Origin of the sequence: Pseudomonas sp. KU26590 (assembly GCF_026153515.1) — a bacterium.
Taxonomy (GTDB): Bacteria; Pseudomonadota; Gammaproteobacteria; order Pseudomonadales; family Pseudomonadaceae; genus Aquipseudomonas.
The window spans coordinates 5,890,073-5,907,503 of sequence record NZ_CP110644.1 but is presented as its reverse complement, the minus strand read 5'-3'; the positions used below and the strand labels follow the sequence as shown (position 1 = coordinate 5,907,503).

Below are 17,431 nucleotides of genomic sequence, written 5' to 3'. Positions count from 1 at the left end.
GAATTTTGCAAAAAAAACGACCGCATTGAAGTGAGGTCGCTTGTTTTTCGGATGCTTACAGCAGGTCGTACTGCTTGAGTTTCTTGCGCAGGGTGCCGCGATTCAGCCCCAGCAGCTCGGAGGCCTTGGTCTGGTTGCCCTTGACGTAGTTCATCACACACTCGAGCAACGGCGCCTCGACTTCCGAGAGCACGAGGTTGTAGACATCAGTGACGGCCGCACCTTCCAGATGAGCGAAGTAGTTGTGCAACGCCTTCTCGACGCTTCCGCGCAGGGTCTGACCCTCTTCGCTCGGCGTATTGAGGTGTTGTTTCAAATTGACGTTGTCGCTCACGGGTGTTGTTCCACTCACTAAAGTCTCAGTCATCATCGTCATGCGGCCACCTCTTCTTCGTTCCCTGCTGGGCGGGATTTATCGCGCTGGGAAAAGAACTCCCGAACGTTGGCGCACTGTGCTTCTGTATCGTCCAAACGGTTGAAAAGGGCGCGAAACTCCCTGGCGCCCGGCAACGTTGCGAGGTACCAGCCGACGTGTTTGCGAGCGATTCGCACGCCCATCACGTCGCCATAGAACGTGTGAAGCGCAGCCAGATGCTCTAGCAGAATGCGTTCCACTTCACCGACAGGCAGGCCCGGAAGTTTTTCCCCGGTCTGCAGGTAGTGTTCTATCTCGCGAAAAATCCATGGGCGCCCTTGAGCGGCCCGGCCTATCAACAGCCCGTCGGCGCCGGTCGCGTCGAGGACGTAGCGGGCCTTTTCCGGTGAATCGATGTCGCCGTTGGCAAATACCGGGATAGACACCGCCTGCTTGATGGCGGCGATGGTGTCGTACTCGGCTTCACCGGTGTAGAGATCGGCACGGGTTCGCCCGTGCACCGCCAGCGCCTGAATGCCGGCTTGTTCGGCAATTCTGGCGACGGTCAGACCATTTTTGTTCGCCCGGTCCCAGCCGGTGCGAATCTTCAGCGTGACCGGTACCTCGACTGCCGCGACCACTGCGTGCAGGATTTCGGTCACTAACTGTTCATCTTTCAACAGCGCGGAGCCGGCGGCCTTGTTGCAGACCTTTTTTGCCGGGCAACCCATGTTGATGTCGATGATCTGCGCGCCGAGTTCGACGTTGGCACGTGCTGCGTCCGCAAGCATCTGCGGGTCCCCGCCAGCGATCTGTACCGAGCGTGGCTCGGGATCGCCTTCGTGAATCATGCGCAACCGCGACTTGCGGCTGTTCCAGAGGCTCATGTCACTGGTGACCATTTCCGAGACCACCAGGCCTGCGCCGAGCTGGCGACAGAGTTGTCGGAAAGGCTGGTCGGTGACACCCGCCATCGGGGCGAGAATCAAGCCGTTTTGCAATGTGTAAGGGCCGATGCGTACCGCCGACATAGGGTGACCTGTTGTGGGGCCGAATCACGAGGTCTGGTCCGAAAAGTGCTTCAGCGCCAATTCAGACGGGACCCAGAGTATGAAAAAGGGTGGGCATGATACCCGCTCTCGATGACTGGATAAAGGCTGAATTGGATAAAATCTGAACAGCTCCGTTCTTAACGCGAACGGTTAGGTTTAGGCCGGTAATGTCATAAAAGTGTCGTCGGATTTCGGGCATCCCGCTCCGCGCAGGTGCTGCATTTCGGTGCGGACAAACCACTGCACGTGGCGTTTTTACTCCGGCGAGCGGAAGCTCAGGCTGTAGTTCGCCGCCTTGGGGCCCGGGTCGAGAATGTCCAGTGCGATATGGATCGGCGTCTGTGGCGGCATTTCGTCCTTGCCTGCCAGCTCGCCGCTCAGGTACTCGCCCGGTTTGAATCGCCGGCTGGCGATCAATTGACCGGTCGCATCGGCAAAGCGTAGTTCGAGCAGCGGGAATGGCTGGGAAAAGGACGCACGGTTATAGATGATCGCGTCAACCACCAGCGCGCCTTGAAATTCGGGGTGGCTGCGCACGACAAGGTTGCTGCTCTTGAGCAGTTTGATATCGACCTTGGACGGGACTTTGCAGCCGAGGGTCGGGCACAGCTCTGTAAAGATGGGCCGGTACTGATCCTGTCGCGCAAGTTCTTCAAAGTGGTAGGCAACGTACTGTCCGGCCAGTGCACCCAGCGCAATCAGGATCAACAGCATCCACAGCAGGCGCCGCCCCCAGCGCGGTTTGGTTTTTTGCCATGACAGTTGGAGTGGGTCATCCGTCAGGTCGACCAGCGCTCTGTCCCGCAGGCCCGGTTCGTTGCGGCTGCCACGCTTGCCGTCTGCAGCGCGCTGCACCTCATCGTCTTCATCATCGTGACGGGCGCTGAGGCGATCCTGATTGTCGTGGGTGTCCAGGGCGGAGAAGCGTTCCGACGACGGCTCATCGCCAGCCTCGGCGTGAGGCTTGAGCGAGTGGGGGCGAGCGGGTTCGTCGTCCAGATCGTCCGGGGTCAGCGAGAATGAAGGCTCGGTGCGATGCCGGTCCTGCTGGTTGATCGGCTCGTCCAGCGGGTTTTCGTCAATGGTGTGGTCGGTGTGCTCTTCGTGTTCCTCTACGACTTCCGCGCGCAGTTCGGGCAGCTGGTCGACATCGTCGTGACTCATGCCGTGGGCCCATGACTCCTGCGCGACGTCGGGCTCGTCGCGGCGGGCGCTGAAAGACTCGACTTCGTCGTGATCGCGCGCTTTGCTGACCCGCCCGAAGGACTCGGGCAGCTGAATCTCACGCTGTTCCAGACGGGCCAGTTCCACGTCGAGATCGTCCAGATCCAGGCTGTCCAGGTCGACATCACGCTCTTCACGCTTGACCGGCAGTGACGCTGGCTGAGTCACGACGAGTGACTGCGGTGCGATGATTTCCGGATTTTTCTCCATGCTTTCGGCGTTTGGCACGGAAGGCGACGGCGTTTGCGGGGTTGCATCGGCGCGTTGTTCCAACAGCTGTTTCGCGGCGTTGAACACCTGCAGGCATGAGCCACAGCGCACCATGCCTCGGGCCACGCTCAGCTGAGCGTGACTGACGCGGAAACTGGTCTGGCAATGCGGGCACTGAGTGACGAAGCTGTCGGTCATGCGGGTATCCGGGGGTTAAAGAGCGCCTGATGGATGGATCTTAGGGCAACTGGCTGTCAGCGGCGACGACCGGTGATCCGCACCCAACCCTCGCGGTTGGCGATCGGGTCTAGCTCGAAGGTATCAGCGTAGGCGGCAGCGACTTCATCGCCTTGCTCGGCAAGGATGCCGGACAGCGCAAGGCGGCCGCCGGGTTTGACCAGGCTCGCCAGCTGTGGCGCCAGCGAAACCAGCGGGCCCGCGAGGATGTTGGCCACCAGCACGTCGGCCGGCACCTGGGGCAGGTCTTCAGGCAAATACAGCGGGAATTTCTCGGCCGGGACATTGTTGCGGCCGGCGTTGTCGCGCGACGCTTCCAGGGCCTGGACGTCGATGTCGGTGCCGACGGCCTGTTCAGCGCCCAGCAGCAGTGCGGCGATGGCGAGAATGCCGGAGCCGCAGCCGAAATCCAGCACGTTGCAGCCGGCAAGGTCCTGGCCGTCGAGCCACTCAAGGCATAGCGCGGTGGTCGGATGGGTACCGGTGCCGAACGCCAGGCCTGGGTCGAGCAACAGATTGACCGCCTCCGGCTCTGGCGCGGCGTGCCAGCTCGGTACGATCCACAGCCGCTGGCCGAAGCGCATCGGGTTGAAGTTGTCCATCCAGCTGCGCTCCCAGTCCTGATCTTCGATCACTTCATGGGTGTGTTCCGGCAGCTCGGCGTCGGTGAGCAATCTCAGGTGAGCGAGGACGTGATCGGCATCGGTGTCGGCTTCGAACAGCGCCAGCAGGTGCGTGTGCGACCACAGCGGCGTGGTGTTCAGCTCTGGCTCGAAGATCGGCTGGTCTTCAGCGTCCATGAACGTCACCGATACGGCGCCGACTTCGAGCAGGGCGTCTTCGTAGGTTTCGGCTTGTTCTGGGCTAATGGCGAGACGGACTTGCAGCCAAGGCATGGCGGGTGACCTTCGAGTTGAAAAATTAAGAGGCGGCCGACGGCCACGAAAGACCGGCAAGTTTACGGGGTTCGTGAAGAAACAACAAAGCGGGTGTCGCAGTGTAGCTGGGAAGTGGGACCGGCTTTAGCCGGGAAGGCGTCAGCGCTCATACCGCAAAGGTGATGTCGGTCACCCCGGCCCCTTCCCGGCTAAAGCCGGTCCCACTGGATGGCTCGCGCCAAAATCTATATGGCAGGTCCCAAAAACAACAAAGCCGCTCGAAAGCGGCTTTGTTGTTCTGGAGCACTTACTGGCGGATCAATGCTTGTCAGCGGCCAGCTTGTGTTCCAGGTAATGGATGTTGACGCCGCCTTCGCAGAAGCCTTCATCGCGGGTCAGATCACGGTGCAGAGGGATGTTGGTCTTGATCCCGTCGACCACGATTTCGTCCAGTGCGTTACGCATGCGCGCCATGGCTTCGTCGCGGGTTGCGCCCCAGGTGATCAGCTTGCCGATCAAGGAGTCGTAGTTGGACGGAACCTTGTAGCCGCTGTACAGGTGCGAATCCACACGCACGCCATTACCGCCTGGCGCGTGGAAATGCTTGACCAGACCCGGGCTCGGAACAAACGTCTTCGGGTCTTCAGCATTGATCCGGCACTCCAGCGAATGCCCGTGGATGACGACGTCATCCTGGGTAAACGACAGTTTGTTGCCAGCGGCGATGCTGAGCATTTCCTTGACGATGTCGATGCCGGTGACCATCTCCGAAACCGGGTGCTCCACCTGAACACGGGTGTTCATTTCGATGAAGTAGAAACGGCCGTTCTCGTACAGGAACTCGAACGTGCCGGCGCCACGGTAACCGATGTCGATGCACGCTTTGACACAGGCCGCGAACACGTCCTTGCGGGCTTGTTCGTCGATGAACGGTGCCGGCGCTTCTTCCAGAACCTTCTGGTGACGACGCTGCAGCGAGCAGTCACGGTCGCCCAGATGGATTGCATGGCCCTGGCCGTCGGAAAGCACCTGGACTTCCACGTGACGTGGGTTGGTCAGGTATTTTTCCAGGTAGACCATCGGGTTGCTGAACCAGGCAGCCGCTTCAGCGCGAGTCTGCTTGGCCGCTTCGATCAGGTCTTCTTCCTTGTGCACCACGCGCATGCCGCGACCACCGCCGCCGCCAGCGGCCTTGATGATCACCGGATAGCCGACTTCACGGCCAATGCGCAGCGCGGTTTCTTCGTCTTCCGGCAACGGGCCATCTGAACCGGGGACGGTTGGCACGTTGGCGAGCTTCATGGCGTCTTTGGCGGAAACCTTGTCGCCCATCAGGCGAATGGTTTCGGCCTTGGGGCCGATGAAGGCGAAGCCGGATTTCTCGACCTGCTCGGCAAAGTCTGCGTTTTCCGCGAGGAAACCGTAGCCCGGGTGGATCGCCGTGGCGCCGGTCAGCTCCGCAGCCGAGATAATGGCCGGAATGTTCAGGTACGACAGATTGGCTGGCGCCGGGCCGATGCAGACGGTTTCGTCTGCCAGGCCAAGGTGCATCAGCTCACGGTCTGCCGTGGAATGGACCGCGACGGTCTTGATGCCCAGTTCTTTACAGGCACGCAAGATGCGCAAGGCGATTTCGCCGCGGTTGGCGATCAGGACTTTTTCCAACATCGCAGGCTCTCCCCGGTTCAAACGATAGTGAACAGCGGCTGGTCATACTCAACCGGCTGACCGTTTTCTACCAGGATGGATTCGATCGTGCCGCTGACTTCAGCTTCGATGTGGTTCATCATTTTCATCGCTTCAACGATGCAGATGGTGTCGCCTTTCTTCACTGTCTTGCCGACTTCAACGAACGCTGGCGAGCCAGGCGCCGGAGTGCGGTAGAACGTACCGACCATTGGCGATTTGATGACGTTGCCGTTGTACTTCGGAGCAGAAGGCGCTTCAGCGGCGGCCACGGGTGCTGCAACCGGGGCAGGTGCCGGAGCGGCAACGGGGGCGGGCGCGTAGTACTGCTGTGCTGGAGTCTTGCTGTGACGGCTGATCCGTACGGATTCTTCGCCTTCACGGATTTCCAGTTCGTCGATGCCGGACTCTTCCAGCAATTCGATCAGTTTCTTGACTTTACGGATATCCATTAATCATCAACTCCCAAGGGACGGTCAGGGGGATTTGGTGGCCGGTTCCGGCGGTCTGGCTCAGTACGGGACTGTGCCGTTCACACCGTAGAACGCTTGGCCAATTGTTCCAGGGCAGCCTCCAGGGCCAGTCGGTAACCGCTGGCGCCAAGGCCGCAGATCACGCCTACAGCAACATCTGAAAAGTAGGAGTGATGGCGGAAAGGTTCGCGCTTGTGCACGTTTGACAGGTGCACTTCGATGAATGGGATGCTCACTCCCAGCAACGCGTCACGTATCGCAACGCTTGTGTGCGTAAAAGCAGCCGGATTGATCAGGATGAAGTCCACGCCTTCATCGCGTGCAGCGTGGATGCGATCAATCAACTCGTATTCAGCGTTGCTCTGCAGGTACATCAGGTGGTGACCGGCTTCGCGCGCACGCTGTTCCAGATCCTGGTTGATATCGGCCAACGTGATCGAGCCGTAGATCCCCGGTTCACGGGTCCCCAGCAGGTTCAGGTTAGGTCCGTGAAGAACCAGAAAAGTCGCCATCGAGTGTTCCTTGTTGTTCGCGTTTTCGACGCTCACGCACAGAGTGAGCCGCTGATGGGCAGCGACTATGCCGGAAAGTACGATGGACTGTCCAGTTACCCACAATATTCAGCACGATGCCCGATGTTCGCGCGAAGTTTGTGACCATGGTGCTAAATTTGGTCATTTGCTCTAGAAAGCCGCTCTGAGAACGCTTCGACGTGGATTTCGCCGACGACGCGTGCGTTTTCCAGCTCGTTGCCGTTTTTTCCGAAAAACAGCAATGCGGGAGGGCCAAACAGCTTGTAGCGATCCAGCAATGCGCGTTGCTCGGTGTTGCTGTCCGTCATGTCGAAGCGGATCAGCTTGAAAGCGCCCAACTGATTGACGATTTGCGGATCCGGCAGAACCTCATGCTCGATGACCTTGCAGCTGATGCACCAGTCGGCGTACCAGTCGACCAGGACCGGCTGGCCTGCGCTTTTGGATTCCGCAAGAATCCGGTCGAGCTCACTCGCCTGGGTCACCGTCTGCCAGCGGCTTTCTGGCGTCGGTTGAGCACGGCCCGAAAGGATCTGGGATTGCCCGATTGGACGCAATGGATCGGACTGACCGCTTAACGCGCCGTACCAGCAGGCAAGAGCGTAGACCAGCAAGAACAGGCCCAGCAGGTGGGCGAGGCGACCCCGCGTGGTCTTTTCGCTGAACTCCAGCGTGCCCATGAACAGCGCAATGCCGGCACATAGCAGCCCGATCAGCAGCAACGTGGCTTGCCCCGGAATTACCCGGCTGAGCAAACCGATGGCCAGGGCCAGCAACAGCACGCCGATCGCATTCTTGACCGCGACCAGCCACGGCCCGCTTTTAGGCAGCCACGCCGCACCGCCTGTTGCCACCAGCACCAGCGGCGCGCCCATGCCCAGGCCCAGAACGAACAGCTTCAAGGCCCCGCCCAGCGCATCGCCGCTCGCACTTATATAAAGCAATGCGCCGGCCAGTGGTGCCGAGACACAAGGCGAGACCAGCAGGCTTGAAACCACGCCCAGAACAGCCGCGCCCCACAGAGACCCGCCCTGCGTATTGCCGGCGATACGGTCCAGTCGGTCATTGAGGGCGCGGGGCAGGCGCAGCTCGAACGCGCCGAACATGGCGACGGCGAACAGCACAAAGAACCCGGCGAACGGCACGAGCACCCACGCCGATTGCAGCCGCGCCTGCAGATTCAGGCTGGCGCCAAACATGCCCATCACTGCGCCAAGAACGGCAAAGCAGATCGCCATCGGCAGCACGTAGGCCAAGGACAAAGAGAACCCGCGCAGCCCGCCGATCTGCCCGCGCAGGACCACGCCGGAGAGGATTGGCAGCATCGGCAACACGCACGGTGTGAAGGTCAGGCCGACGCCGGCGAGGAAAAACAGCGCCAGTTGTTTCCAGCTGAACTCGACGTGGGTGACATCGCCAGCCAGGGGGATATCGGACGCTGCGGGGCTCGCGCCGCCGATGCTCAGGCGCTCGGTTTCCGGCGGGTAGCACAGCCCTTTGTCCGCGCAGCCCTGATAGGTGACCACAAGCGTAAAGGGGCGGGTGTCCCCGGCTTTGCGCGGCAGGTTGACGTCCAGGATGCCGTGATAGACCTCGACGTCGCCAAAGTACTCGTCGTGTTTCTTTTCGCCGTCCGGCAGTTGCGCGGCGCCGAGGCCGATGTCGGCGGGCTCGGTGCGAAATTGAAAGCGATGGCGATACAGGTAGTAGCCTTCGGTGGCGACGAACTGCAGCTTGATGGACTCAGGGGTGGTGTCGCTCAGGTTCAGCTGGAACGCCTGGCGAACCGGCAGAAAGTCCTTGCTGTTGTCGACTGTTATGCCGCCCAGTGTGGGGCTCGATCTGTTCTCCAGAAAGCTCGCGCCGACGGCGGGCAGGGCGCAGATAAGCAGTAACAGACAAAGCAGGCGGCGCATGGCGGTCTCGCATCACAGAAGTCCGCGCATGATAGCGGAGTGGCTGCGGGCGTGCAGGGAGGGCTAAGGTTCTTCGGTCTGAACTTCGGTCTGAAAATGACGTAGGACGCTGCCAGTCAAACGATGTCCGGATGGGTGTGTTTGCTGTGGGGTGATACTGCAGCGCGCTCTTCCAGCCCATGCACCTGATTGCGGCCAGCTTTTTTCGCGCGGTACAGCGCTTCGTCTGCTTGCGAGGCCATCGTCAGCGCGTCGTCGTCCTCGGCGATCTCCACTACCCCGGCGCTGAACGTGCAGAACAGATCCACGGGTTGCGCGGGGTAGTGGATTTCGGCGAAGCGCTGGCGGATTTCGTCGAGCACGCCGTGGGCGGCTGCCAGATCAGTGTCCGGCATGACCACGGCGAACTCCTCACCGCCATAGCGACCGATGTAGTCGGTCTTGCGCAAGCGTTGCTTGAGGAACAGCGCCAGGCTTTTGATCACGCGGTCGCCCATGGGATGGCCGTGGCTGTCGTTGACCCTCTTGAAGTGGTCAATGTCCAGCATCGCGAAGCTCAGTGGCTTGCTCTCTCGCCGCGAACGGAAGCTGCAATCTTCGAGTAATTGCAGGATGTGCGTGTGGTTGTAAAGCCCAGTCAGGCTGTCGCGGACCATGCGCGCCTTGAGGTTGCGCGCCCGTGCCGCGCGATTGCGCACGGTAGTGATCAGATGGCGGGGCTTGATCGGTTTGGTGAGAAAGTCCTCGCCGCCTTCGCTCATTGCATCCAGTTGCTTGTCCAGATCGTCTTCAGCCGAGAGGTAGATGATCGGCACGCTGACGTAGCGGTCATTGTGGCGTATCACCTTGGCCAGCTCGGTGCCGGTGCAGCCGGGCATGTACATGTCGAGGATGATCAGGTCAGGCTGAAAGTCGGCCAGCTCCGACATCGCCTTGATCGGGTCGAGCAGCGTTCGGGTGACGATACCGGCACCGTTGAGCAAGCGTTCGGTGTGGGTCGCCTGGGCGCGCGAATCGTCGATGATCAGCACCTTGTACGGTTCGTACTGCGCGACCCGGGTCAGGATTTCAACTTTCTCCAGCAGGCTTGATGCCTCAAGCGTGCCAGTCAGAAACTCTTCGCCGCCTGCGCGCACGGCGGCAAGGCGCGTGGGCGTGTCCGTCTCGTGATGGCTGAAAAACAGCAGCGGCAGTTTCTGCTCGAGTCCTTCCTGCATCTGCGTAGCAAGCTTCAGGCCCAGCCCGGCGCCACCGAAGTCGACGTCCATGACGACGGCGGCGGGCAAGCGCTCGGCCATGGTCATGTGGAAGGTGTCGACGCTGGCAAGGGATTGCGCGCTCAGGCCGAAGAACTCCAGTTGCTTGGCCAGACGCTCGCCGCGTTCATGATCCTCCAGCACGATGTAAATCGGCTTGCGCAGGGGTGGCAGGGCGGTTTGCTCAAGGCTGTCGCCGTGCCTGAGGCCGGTTCGGGACAGACGTTGCATCAGGCGATTGAGGTCGGTGATCAGGGCACTGCTCAAACGGCCGCGGTTGGCCTCGACGTCGAGCAATGCCAGGCTGATGGCGGTGGCCAGTTGTGCATGCTCGGCCTGCTCGAAACGTTCCGCGAACCGCAGCAGCCGCTGGTTTGCCTCGGTGAGTTCAGCCATGTCCGCTGCAGACCATTCACTTTGCTGCAGGCGCTGCCACACCTCAAGAATCTGACGAGCCTGATGGATAACGCGCTGGGCAAAGTGGTGCTTGAGCCTGTTGCGGCTCGGGTCTGCTGCTTCGGTCATGTTCTGACTTCTTTATAGGGGAAACCCCGATATAAATGATGGCGCTATGCTAGCACTACTTTTCCCGGGTCAGGATGCCGCGCGTGGATTTTTTCATGTTTTTTGACGCTTTTTTCCGTCAAATTTTTAGCTTTTGAGAGGTTTTGGTGTTCGGACCAGTTGGTTCAATTCAGGGGACGTCGATCAGTCTGGGTGAAGGGGTGTAAGAGAATGGATGAGGCGCTGTAAGCCGTACCCTGATGGCGCCCGCATCCGTCTATTCCCGGCGAGAGCCGGTCCCACTAAACAGCCGCGTTCATCTCGCAGGACCGTCTTCAGTCGGGAAGGCGCTCCACTCAGTTGCCAAAGAATTGCACCTGCCACCACATTCCTGCCAAACGCACCTTGCTGTAAGGTTGCGGTCAGAAGCACTGAATTCCGTGATTGAAAGGACAAGGCCATGCTGGATTGGAAGAAGCGCTCGGGCAGCGCGGGAACTGAACGCGTTGACGAAAAGCCGATGGGCAAGGCGCGTCGCGGTTATTGGGGCGGCCTGTTGTTCAGTCGCGCCGTCGGGGCCGTGGTGGGTATTTACCTGGTGGTCACCGTGGTGCTCGGCATCTGGTGGAGTAGCGAACCGCCATTGTTTCCGGTCCAGCAGCAAGCCCAGGCTGCCGCGCAAAGCGAAGGCAAGCAGATGGTGCTGGGCTACACCACCGTCGAAACCCTCAAGACCGTCGCGTCCACTCTGCTGGATAAGCCAGGCGGTTACATTTCCAACGATCGCTCGCCGCCCGGCCTGTGGATGGACAACATGCCGAGCTGGGAATACGGCGTGCTGGTCCAGGTGCGCGACATGAGCCGTGCGCTGCGTAAAGACTTCGCCCGCTCGCAGTCGCAGTCCGCCGAAGATGGCGACCTGGCGCGCGCCGAGCCGCTGTTCAACTTCGACAATAAAAGCTGGGTGCTGCCTTCGAGCGAGTCTCAATACCGCGAAGGCATCACTATGTTGAGCCGCTATCAGGCGCGCCTGTCTGACCCGAATCAAAAAGGCGCGCTGTTCTACACCCGCGCCGACAACCTGAATAACTGGCTGGGCGACGTCGGCACCCGACTGGGTTCTCTGTCCCAGCGGCTGTCCGCCAGCGTGGGTCGGGTCAAGCTGAACAGCACCCTGAAAACCGAGGCGCAATCCACGGTCACGGTCAAGCCGGGCGAAGTGCCGCAGGTTGACGAAGAAATCGTTGAAACCCCATGGATGCAGATCGATAACGTCTTCTACGAAGCACGCGGTCAGGCTTGGGCGCTGTCGCACCTGCTGCGCGCGATCGAAGTCGATTTCGCCGATGTTCTGGCGAAGAAAAATGCAACCGTCAGCGTGCGTCAGATCATTCGTGAACTGGAAGCCTCGCAAGAGCCGATCTGGAGCCCGATGATCCTCAACGGCAGCCCTTTCGGGATTTTTGCCAACCACTCGCTGGTGATGGCCAACTACCTGTCGCGTGCCAATGCGGCGGTGATTGACCTGCGTCAGCTGCTGTCCCAAGGCTGATCGATGAGTGTTTCCGATCAAGAGGCCGCCCACCGTGCGGCCTCCGATGCCGAGCTGATTGCCTGGGTTGATCGTCACGATCAACCCCTTGGCGCGTTGCCCAGAGCAGAACTGCGTGAGCGCGGCCTGATCGGGCGCGGCACCTACATCCTTCTGTTCAATTCGGCGGGCGAGCTGTGTGTGCACCGACGCACGCTGAGCAAGGCGATCTATCCCGGCTATTGGGATGTGGCAGCGGGCGGTATGGTCCAGGCCGATGAAAGCTACGCGCTCTCGGCGGCGCGCGAACTTGCGGAAGAGCTCGGCGTCTCCGGAGTGGAGCTTACGGCCCACGAGCGGTTCTTCTTCGATCAGCCGGACAACCGGCTGTGGTGCGCGGTGTTCTCGGCGGTCTGGGACGGTCCGCTCAAGCTGCAGCGTGAAGAAGTGCTGGAAGCGCGCTTTCTCAGCATCGACCACGTGCTGCGCGAAACCACTGAAAAGCCTTACTGCCCCGACTCGTTGGCCGCCTTCAAGCGCTATTTGGAAGGCGTCGCAAATGTTCCGTAAATTGGCGCATATTTGCACTTAGCAACTGCGCTTTTTGCCGTTACACTGCGCGACTTTTCACGCCGGACCGCCCTTGCGATCCGGTAGCGCCGCCCCTGCCTGAGTGGGGCTTCGCGGTCGGCTCCCGTCGGCCAGACTTCGCTCCTCAACAAGAGGATTGCCGGTGGCCAAAAAAGCCGCATCCTTCGCCGCCCTCGGTGGCCTGGTATTTTCAACCGACGCCGGTCGGCATTGCCCCGACTGCCGTCAGCCTGTCGACGCCTGCACCTGCAAAAGCACGCTCATCCCCGAAGGCGATGGCATTGCCCGCGTGCGCCGTGAAAGCAAGGGCCGCGGCGGCAAGACCGTCACGACCGTCACCGGCGTTCCGCTGGCCGAGGACGCGCTCAAGGACCTGGCAAAGACCCTCAAGCAGCGTTGTGGCACCGGCGGCGCGCTGAAGGATGGCGTGATCGAGATCCAGGGTGACCACGTCGAAACGCTGCTGGCCGAGCTGGTCAAGCAGGGTTTCAAGGCGAAGAAGTCGGGCGGTTGAGCCTCCCGTTTCAAGCCCGTTTATTTTTGTCGTCGGTCTGGCCGCAGTCACCCATGCAAACTCTGCTGCGCAATGCGGGTCTATTGCCCCACAGCGAGCAGGCGCTAAACCGTCATTTCCACGCTCTACACTGCGCCCAGCCGGTCAGGCCGGGGCTTTATGACTTTTCTATAGGGGACTTTGATGTCCGTACGACGCACACGCAAAGACGATGGCAGCCAATGGACCGTGGCAGACAGCCGCAGTGTCTACGGGATCCGTCATTGGGGGGCCGGTTATTTCGCAATCAATGAAGCCGGCCGCGTTGAAGTTCGCCCCAACGGGCCGACCAGCTCGCCCATCGATCTTTACGAGCAGGTCGACCAGCTGCGCAAAAGCGGTTTGTCCCTGCCATTGCTGGTGCGCTTCCCTGACATTCTGCAGGACCGCGTGCGCCAGCTGACCGGTGCGTTCGACGAGAACATCGCCCGCCTGGAATACCAGAGCAAATACACCGCGCTGTACCCGATCAAGGTCAACCAGCAGGAAGCGGTGGTGGAAAACATCATCGCCACGCAAAACGTTTCCATTGGTCTCGAAGCCGGCTCCAAGCCTGAGCTGATGGCCGTGCTGGCCCTCGCGCCGAAGGGAGGCACCATCGTCTGCAACGGCTACAAGGACCGCGAGTTCATTCGTCTGGCCTTGATGGGGCAGAAGCTGGGCCACAACGTTTTCATCGTCATCGAGAAAGAATCCGAAGTCGAACTGGTCATCGAAGAAGCCGCCGAGCTGAAGGTCGCGCCGCAAGTGGGTCTGCGTGTGCGCCTGTCGTCCCTGGCTTCCAGCAAATGGGCCGACACAGGTGGCGAGAAGTCCAAGTTCGGGCTGTCCGCCGCGCAATTGCTGTCGGTCGTCGAGCGCTTCACCAAGGCAGGGCTTGATCAGGGCATCCGTCTGTTGCACTTCCACATGGGTTCGCAGATCGCCAACCTGGCCGACTACCAACACGGTTTCAAGGAAGCGATTCGTTACTATGGCGAGCTGCGTAACCTTGGACTGCCGGTGGATCACATCGACGTGGGCGGCGGTCTGGGTGTCGACTACGACGGCACGCATTCGCGCAATGCCAGTTCGATCAACTACGACATGGACGATTACGCCGGTGTCGTGGTCGGGATGCTCAAGGAGTTCTGCGACGCGCAGGGCCTGCCGCATCCGCACATCTTCTCGGAAAGCGGCCGCTCGCTGACCGCGCACCACGCCATGCTGGTGATCCAGGTGACGGACGTTGAACGTCATAACGACGAAGTGCCGGAAATCACCGATAAGGAAAACCTGCCGGAAACCCTGCAATGGCTGGTCGATCTGCTTGGCCCGACCGACATCGAAATGGTCACCGAGACCTACTGGCGCGCCACGCATTACATGAGCGACATCGCGTCCCAGTATTCCGACGGCAAGATCACCCTGGCGCAAAAGGCCTTGGGCGAGCAGTGCTATTTCGCGGTGTGCCGTCGTTTGCACAACTCGCTGAAAGCCCGCCAGCGTTCCCATCGTCAGGTGCTCGACGAACTCAACGACAAGCTGGCCGACAAGTACATCTGCAACTTCTCGGTGTTCCAGAGCCTGCCGGACACGTGGGCGATCGATCAGGTGCTGCCAATCATCCCGCTGCACCGTCTGGACGAAGAGCCGATGCGTCGCGCCGTGCTGCAAGACCTGACCTGCGACTCCGACGGCAAGATCAATCAATACGTCGACGAGCAGAGCATCGAGACCAGCCTGCCGGTTCACGCGTTGAACGAGGGTGAGGATTATTTGCTGGGCGTGTTCCTCGTCGGCGCGTATCAGGAAATTCTGGGCGACATGCACAACCTGTTCGGTGACACCGATTCGGTGAACATCTACCAGAATCAGGATGGCAGCGCGTATTCGGCCGGGATCGAAACCCACGACACCATCGAAGACATGCTGCGTTACGTGCACTTGTCGCCGGAAGAACTGATGACCCATTACCGGGACAAAGTCGCCAGCGCCAAGATCACCCCGCGTGAGCGCACGCAGTTTCTGGATGCGTTGCGCCTGGGCCTGACGCGGTCTTCCTACCTGTCGTCTTGATGATGTAGCGACTCTCAAAAACGGGCCCTCGTGGCCCGTTTTCGCTGTCCGCACAGTAAGGCGTCCTCCACTTTTTCGGGAGCATGAACGATGATCAAACTGGCGCTCAAAGCAGTATTCACCGCCTGGCTGATGACCTTGTTGATGGCCTGCACGCCGTTGAAGGTGCTCAACGCGTTTACCCCGAGCAGCACGTTCACCAGAACGTCCGACCTGGCGTACGGCCCTGACCCGCGCAATAAGCTCGATGTCTACACGCCCAAAGATGCCGCGCCGGGCGCGCCGGTCGTCGTGTTCTTCTATGGCGGCAGCTGGACCAGCGGATCGCGGGGTGACTACGCCTTCGTCGGTGAGGCGCTCGCGTCCCGGGGCATCGTGGCGGTACTTGCCGATTACCGGCTCTACCCGCAAGTGCATTACCAGGAGCTGCTGCAGGACAGCGCCCAGGCGGTGGGCTGGACCCACGCGCACATTCGTCAGTTCGGCGGTGACCCGGCGAAGTTGTATGTGATGGGCCACAGTGCCGGGGCCTACAACGCGGCGATGCTGGCGCTGGACCCACAATGGCTGGCGGCGGCGGGTACGACGCCTTCCATCATCAAGGGCTGGATCGGTCTGGCCGGGCCCTATGATTTTCTGCCCATCGAAGATGCGGAGGTGAAGCCGGTGTTTTACTTCCCAAATTCGCCACCCGACTCCCAGCCGATCAACCATGTCAGCGCGGCGTCACCGCCGGCGCTGCTGCTCGCTTCCGCCGATGACACGGAGGTAAACCCGCAACGCAACACCGGGGGTATAGCCAGTCGTTTGCGTGCTCAGGGCGTGGCAGTGCGCGAGTTGTATTTCTCTCGTACCAGCCACCGCACGCTGGTGGGTGCACTTGCCAGGCCGTTACGCAGCCTCGCGCCTGTGCTGGAGGAAGTTGTAGCGTTCATCCATGCCCAGGATCAGGCACAGGTGTCGAGGGTTTCGGTCAGCCGTTGAACCAGGCGCCGCTGCGGTTGAGCTTGAGCGCCAGATACCCCAGCGTCAGCGCCCGCACCGCCATGAACAGCAAAAACACCAGCCACAGCCCGTGGTTGCCGAACCCGCTTGCCAGCCAGGCAAACGGTGCGGTGATCAAGGCCGTGACCACCATTGCGTTGCGCATCTCGCGGGCACGGGTGGCGCCGATGAACAGGCCATCGAGCAAATAACTCCAGACCGCGACAAAGGGCAGCACGGCGAGATAAGGCAGATACACGAAGGCGATGTCACGCACTGCGGTGATGTCGGTCTGCATCTCGATGAACAGGTGCCCGCCCAGCAGAAACAGCCCCACAAACGCGACGCTGCAAATCAGTGACCAGCCTCCGGAGACGTTCAGCGAGCGTCGCAAGGCGCTGCGGTCCCGTGCGCCGATGGCGTGTCCGCAGAGGGCTTCGACGGCGTGGGCCAGTCCGTCCAGCGCGTGGGCCATCAGCAACAGCCCGTTAAGCAGCAGCGCATTGGCGGCCACGGTAGCATCGCCCAGTCGCGCGCCTTGCACGGTGATCAAAAAGAACACCGATTGCAGGATCAGGCTGCGAATGAAGATATCGCGATTGACCGTGAGCAGCGGTCGCCAGCTCTGCCAGCGCTTGAGTGCGGACACGGCCAGCTGTCCCGGATACGCGTGCAGACCTTTGTGGGTGAGGGCGAGGCCGAGGAGGGCGCCGGTCCATTCGGCGATGACCGACGCACGCGCGCAGCCGACCACGCCCCAGTCCAGGCCCATGACGAACCACAGGTTCAGCGCGATGTTGACCAGGTTGGTGGTCAGCAGAATCGCCAGCGGCGCGCGAGCGTTTTGCAGCCCGAGGAACCAGCCCACCAGCGCGTAGCTCGCTAACGCTGCCGGCAAACCGAACAAGCGGGTGTGGAAAAAGTCGCGGGTCAGGTCGTTGAGGTCGTCCGAAGGCTGCATCATTTCAAGCGCCAGGTGCTGGAACGGCAGGCCGATCAGCCCCAACAGCACAGAAAACCCCATCGCCAGCAGCAAGCCCTGCAACAGCACTTGGCGTAGCGCCGCCCCGTCGTTGCGCCCGGCGGCCTGGGCGGCAAACCCGGTCGTGCCCATGCGCAGAAAACCCATCGCCCAGGCGAGAAAGCTGTACAGCGTGCCGCCGACTGCCACGGCGCCGAGCTGGTGGGCGTGGGGCAGGTGACCGATGACCGTGCTGTCGACCAGCGAAACCAGCGGCACGGAGATATTCGACAGAATCATCGGCGCCGCCAGCGCCCACACCTGCCGATGCGTGGCGCGCTGACGCCAGTCGTTGAAGAAGTTGGACATAAAGGCTCCCGGGCAAGCGCGCGAGTGTAGCGAGAACAAACGCACAAACCCACGGTCTAT

Annotated in this window: 15 protein-coding genes; 5 read left to right on the top strand and 10 right to left on the bottom strand. The window is 61.0% G+C overall.

The features are described from left to right. Nucleotides 1-55: 55 nt before the first annotated feature. The 9 genes from fis to OKW98_RS26175 all read right to left on the bottom strand — a co-directional run bounded on the left by fis (nt 56) and on the right by OKW98_RS26175 (nt 10,345). Nucleotides 56-376, bottom strand: coding sequence for a DNA-binding transcriptional regulator Fis (fis, locus tag OKW98_RS26215; protein ID WP_007907419.1), 321 nt, complete (start codon nt 374-376; stop codon nt 56-58). Further along, entirely contained in the window at nt 373-1,386 is a 1,014-nt protein-coding gene (gene dusB / locus OKW98_RS26210; protein ID WP_122533752.1) for a tRNA dihydrouridine synthase DusB, read from the bottom strand. The genes fis and dusB overlap by 4 nt, the downstream gene beginning before the upstream one ends. Nucleotides 1,387-1,662: 276 nt before the next feature. After that, complete coding sequence (locus tag OKW98_RS26205; RefSeq protein ID WP_265387294.1) at nt 1,663-3,039, bottom strand: DUF3426 domain-containing protein; 1,377 nt, start codon at nt 3,037-3,039, stop codon at nt 1,663-1,665. Between the two features lie 56 nt (nt 3,040-3,095). Continuing rightward, nucleotides 3,096-3,974 (bottom strand): 50S ribosomal protein L11 methyltransferase, encoded by an 879-nt coding sequence (gene prmA, locus OKW98_RS26200; RefSeq protein WP_265387293.1) that lies wholly within the window; start codon nt 3,972-3,974, stop codon nt 3,096-3,098. Between the two features lie 300 nt (nt 3,975-4,274). Beyond that, nucleotides 4,275-5,624 (bottom strand): acetyl-CoA carboxylase biotin carboxylase subunit, encoded by a 1,350-nt coding sequence (gene accC / locus OKW98_RS26195; RefSeq protein WP_265387292.1) that lies wholly within the window; start codon nt 5,622-5,624, stop codon nt 4,275-4,277. 17 nt (nt 5,625-5,641) lie between these two features. After that, on the bottom strand, nt 5,642-6,094 hold the full coding sequence (accB, locus tag OKW98_RS26190) for an acetyl-CoA carboxylase biotin carboxyl carrier protein (protein WP_265387291.1): 453 nt from the start codon (nt 6,092-6,094) through the stop codon (nt 5,642-5,644). Between the two features lie 80 nt (nt 6,095-6,174). Continuing rightward, on the bottom strand, nt 6,175-6,627 hold the full coding sequence (aroQ, locus tag OKW98_RS26185; protein WP_265387290.1) for a type II 3-dehydroquinate dehydratase: 453 nt from the start codon (nt 6,625-6,627) through the stop codon (nt 6,175-6,177). 152 nt (nt 6,628-6,779) lie between these two features. Continuing rightward, nucleotides 6,780-8,564 (bottom strand): protein-disulfide reductase DsbD, encoded by a 1,785-nt coding sequence (locus tag OKW98_RS26180; protein ID WP_265387289.1) that lies wholly within the window; start codon nt 8,562-8,564, stop codon nt 6,780-6,782. 116 nt (nt 8,565-8,680) lie between these two features. Further along, a complete protein-coding gene (locus tag OKW98_RS26175; protein WP_265387288.1) occupies nt 8,681-10,345 on the bottom strand; it encodes a response regulator in 1,665 nt (554 codons plus the stop codon). A 439-nt stretch (nt 10,346-10,784) separates the two neighbouring features. Between OKW98_RS26175 and OKW98_RS26170 the strand changes: the two genes are divergently transcribed. The 5 genes from OKW98_RS26170 to OKW98_RS26150 all read left to right on the top strand — a co-directional run bounded on the left by OKW98_RS26170 (nt 10,785) and on the right by OKW98_RS26150 (nt 16,041). Then, complete coding sequence (locus OKW98_RS26170) at nt 10,785-11,876, top strand: DUF2333 family protein (RefSeq protein WP_265387287.1); 1,092 nt, start codon at nt 10,785-10,787, stop codon at nt 11,874-11,876. A gap of 3 nt (nt 11,877-11,879) precedes the next feature. Then, the gene (locus OKW98_RS26165) at nt 11,880-12,425 is read left to right on the top strand and encodes an NUDIX hydrolase (RefSeq protein ID WP_265387286.1); all 546 of its coding nucleotides are present in this window, start codon (nt 11,880-11,882) and stop codon (nt 12,423-12,425) included. Nucleotides 12,426-12,588: 163 nt separating this feature from the next. Continuing rightward, entirely contained in the window at nt 12,589-12,960 is a 372-nt protein-coding gene (locus OKW98_RS26160; RefSeq protein ID WP_265387285.1) for a translation initiation factor Sui1, read from the top strand. Between the two features lie 183 nt (nt 12,961-13,143). Next, nucleotides 13,144-15,057, top strand: coding sequence for an arginine decarboxylase (gene speA, locus OKW98_RS26155; protein ID WP_265387284.1), 1,914 nt, complete (start codon nt 13,144-13,146; stop codon nt 15,055-15,057). A 90-nt stretch (nt 15,058-15,147) separates the two neighbouring features. Further along, the gene (locus OKW98_RS26150) at nt 15,148-16,041 is read left to right on the top strand and encodes an alpha/beta hydrolase (RefSeq protein WP_265387283.1); all 894 of its coding nucleotides are present in this window, start codon (nt 15,148-15,150) and stop codon (nt 16,039-16,041) included. Here OKW98_RS26150 and OKW98_RS26145 read toward each other — a convergent pair. After that, nucleotides 16,031-17,371 (bottom strand): MATE family efflux transporter, encoded by a 1,341-nt coding sequence (locus tag OKW98_RS26145; protein WP_265387282.1) that lies wholly within the window; start codon nt 17,369-17,371, stop codon nt 16,031-16,033. The two genes, OKW98_RS26150 and OKW98_RS26145, sit on opposite strands and share 11 nt — an antisense overlap. Nucleotides 17,372-17,431: the final 60 nt, after the last annotated feature.

What these genes read in the sequence shown, in the direction of transcription:
- OKW98_RS26165 (WP_265387286.1), top strand. Translation starts at nt 11,880, where the DNA reads ATGAGTGTTTCCGATCAAGAGGCCGCCCACCGTGCGGCCTCCGATGCC.
- OKW98_RS26150 (WP_265387283.1), top strand. Translation starts at nt 15,148, where the DNA reads ATGATCAAACTGGCGCTCAAAGCAGTATTCACCGCCTGGCTGATGACC.
- aroQ (WP_265387290.1), bottom strand. Translation starts at nt 6,627, where the DNA reads ATGGCGACTTTTCTGGTTCTTCACGGACCTAACCTGAACCTGCTGGGG.
- OKW98_RS26205 (WP_265387294.1), bottom strand. Translation starts at nt 3,039, where the DNA reads ATGACCGACAGCTTCGTCACTCAGTGCCCGCATTGCCAGACCAGTTTC.
- accB (WP_265387291.1), bottom strand. Translation starts at nt 6,094, where the DNA reads ATGGATATCCGTAAAGTCAAGAAACTGATCGAATTGCTGGAAGAGTCC.
- OKW98_RS26175 (WP_265387288.1), bottom strand. Translation starts at nt 10,345, where the DNA reads ATGACCGAAGCAGCAGACCCGAGCCGCAACAGGCTCAAGCACCACTTT.
- OKW98_RS26170 (WP_265387287.1), top strand. Translation starts at nt 10,785, where the DNA reads ATGCTGGATTGGAAGAAGCGCTCGGGCAGCGCGGGAACTGAACGCGTT.
- accC (WP_265387292.1), bottom strand. Translation starts at nt 5,624, where the DNA reads ATGTTGGAAAAAGTCCTGATCGCCAACCGCGGCGAAATCGCCTTGCGC.
- prmA (WP_265387293.1), bottom strand. Translation starts at nt 3,974, where the DNA reads ATGCCTTGGCTGCAAGTCCGTCTCGCCATTAGCCCAGAACAAGCCGAA.
- OKW98_RS26180 (WP_265387289.1), bottom strand. Translation starts at nt 8,564, where the DNA reads ATGCGCCGCCTGCTTTGTCTGTTACTGCTTATCTGCGCCCTGCCCGCC.
- fis (WP_007907419.1), bottom strand. Translation starts at nt 376, where the DNA reads ATGACGATGATGACTGAGACTTTAGTGAGTGGAACAACACCCGTGAGC.
- dusB (WP_122533752.1), bottom strand. Translation starts at nt 1,386, where the DNA reads ATGTCGGCGGTACGCATCGGCCCTTACACATTGCAAAACGGCTTGATT.
- OKW98_RS26145 (WP_265387282.1), bottom strand. Translation starts at nt 17,371, where the DNA reads ATGTCCAACTTCTTCAACGACTGGCGTCAGCGCGCCACGCATCGGCAG.
- speA (WP_265387284.1), top strand. Translation starts at nt 13,144, where the DNA reads ATGTCCGTACGACGCACACGCAAAGACGATGGCAGCCAATGGACCGTG.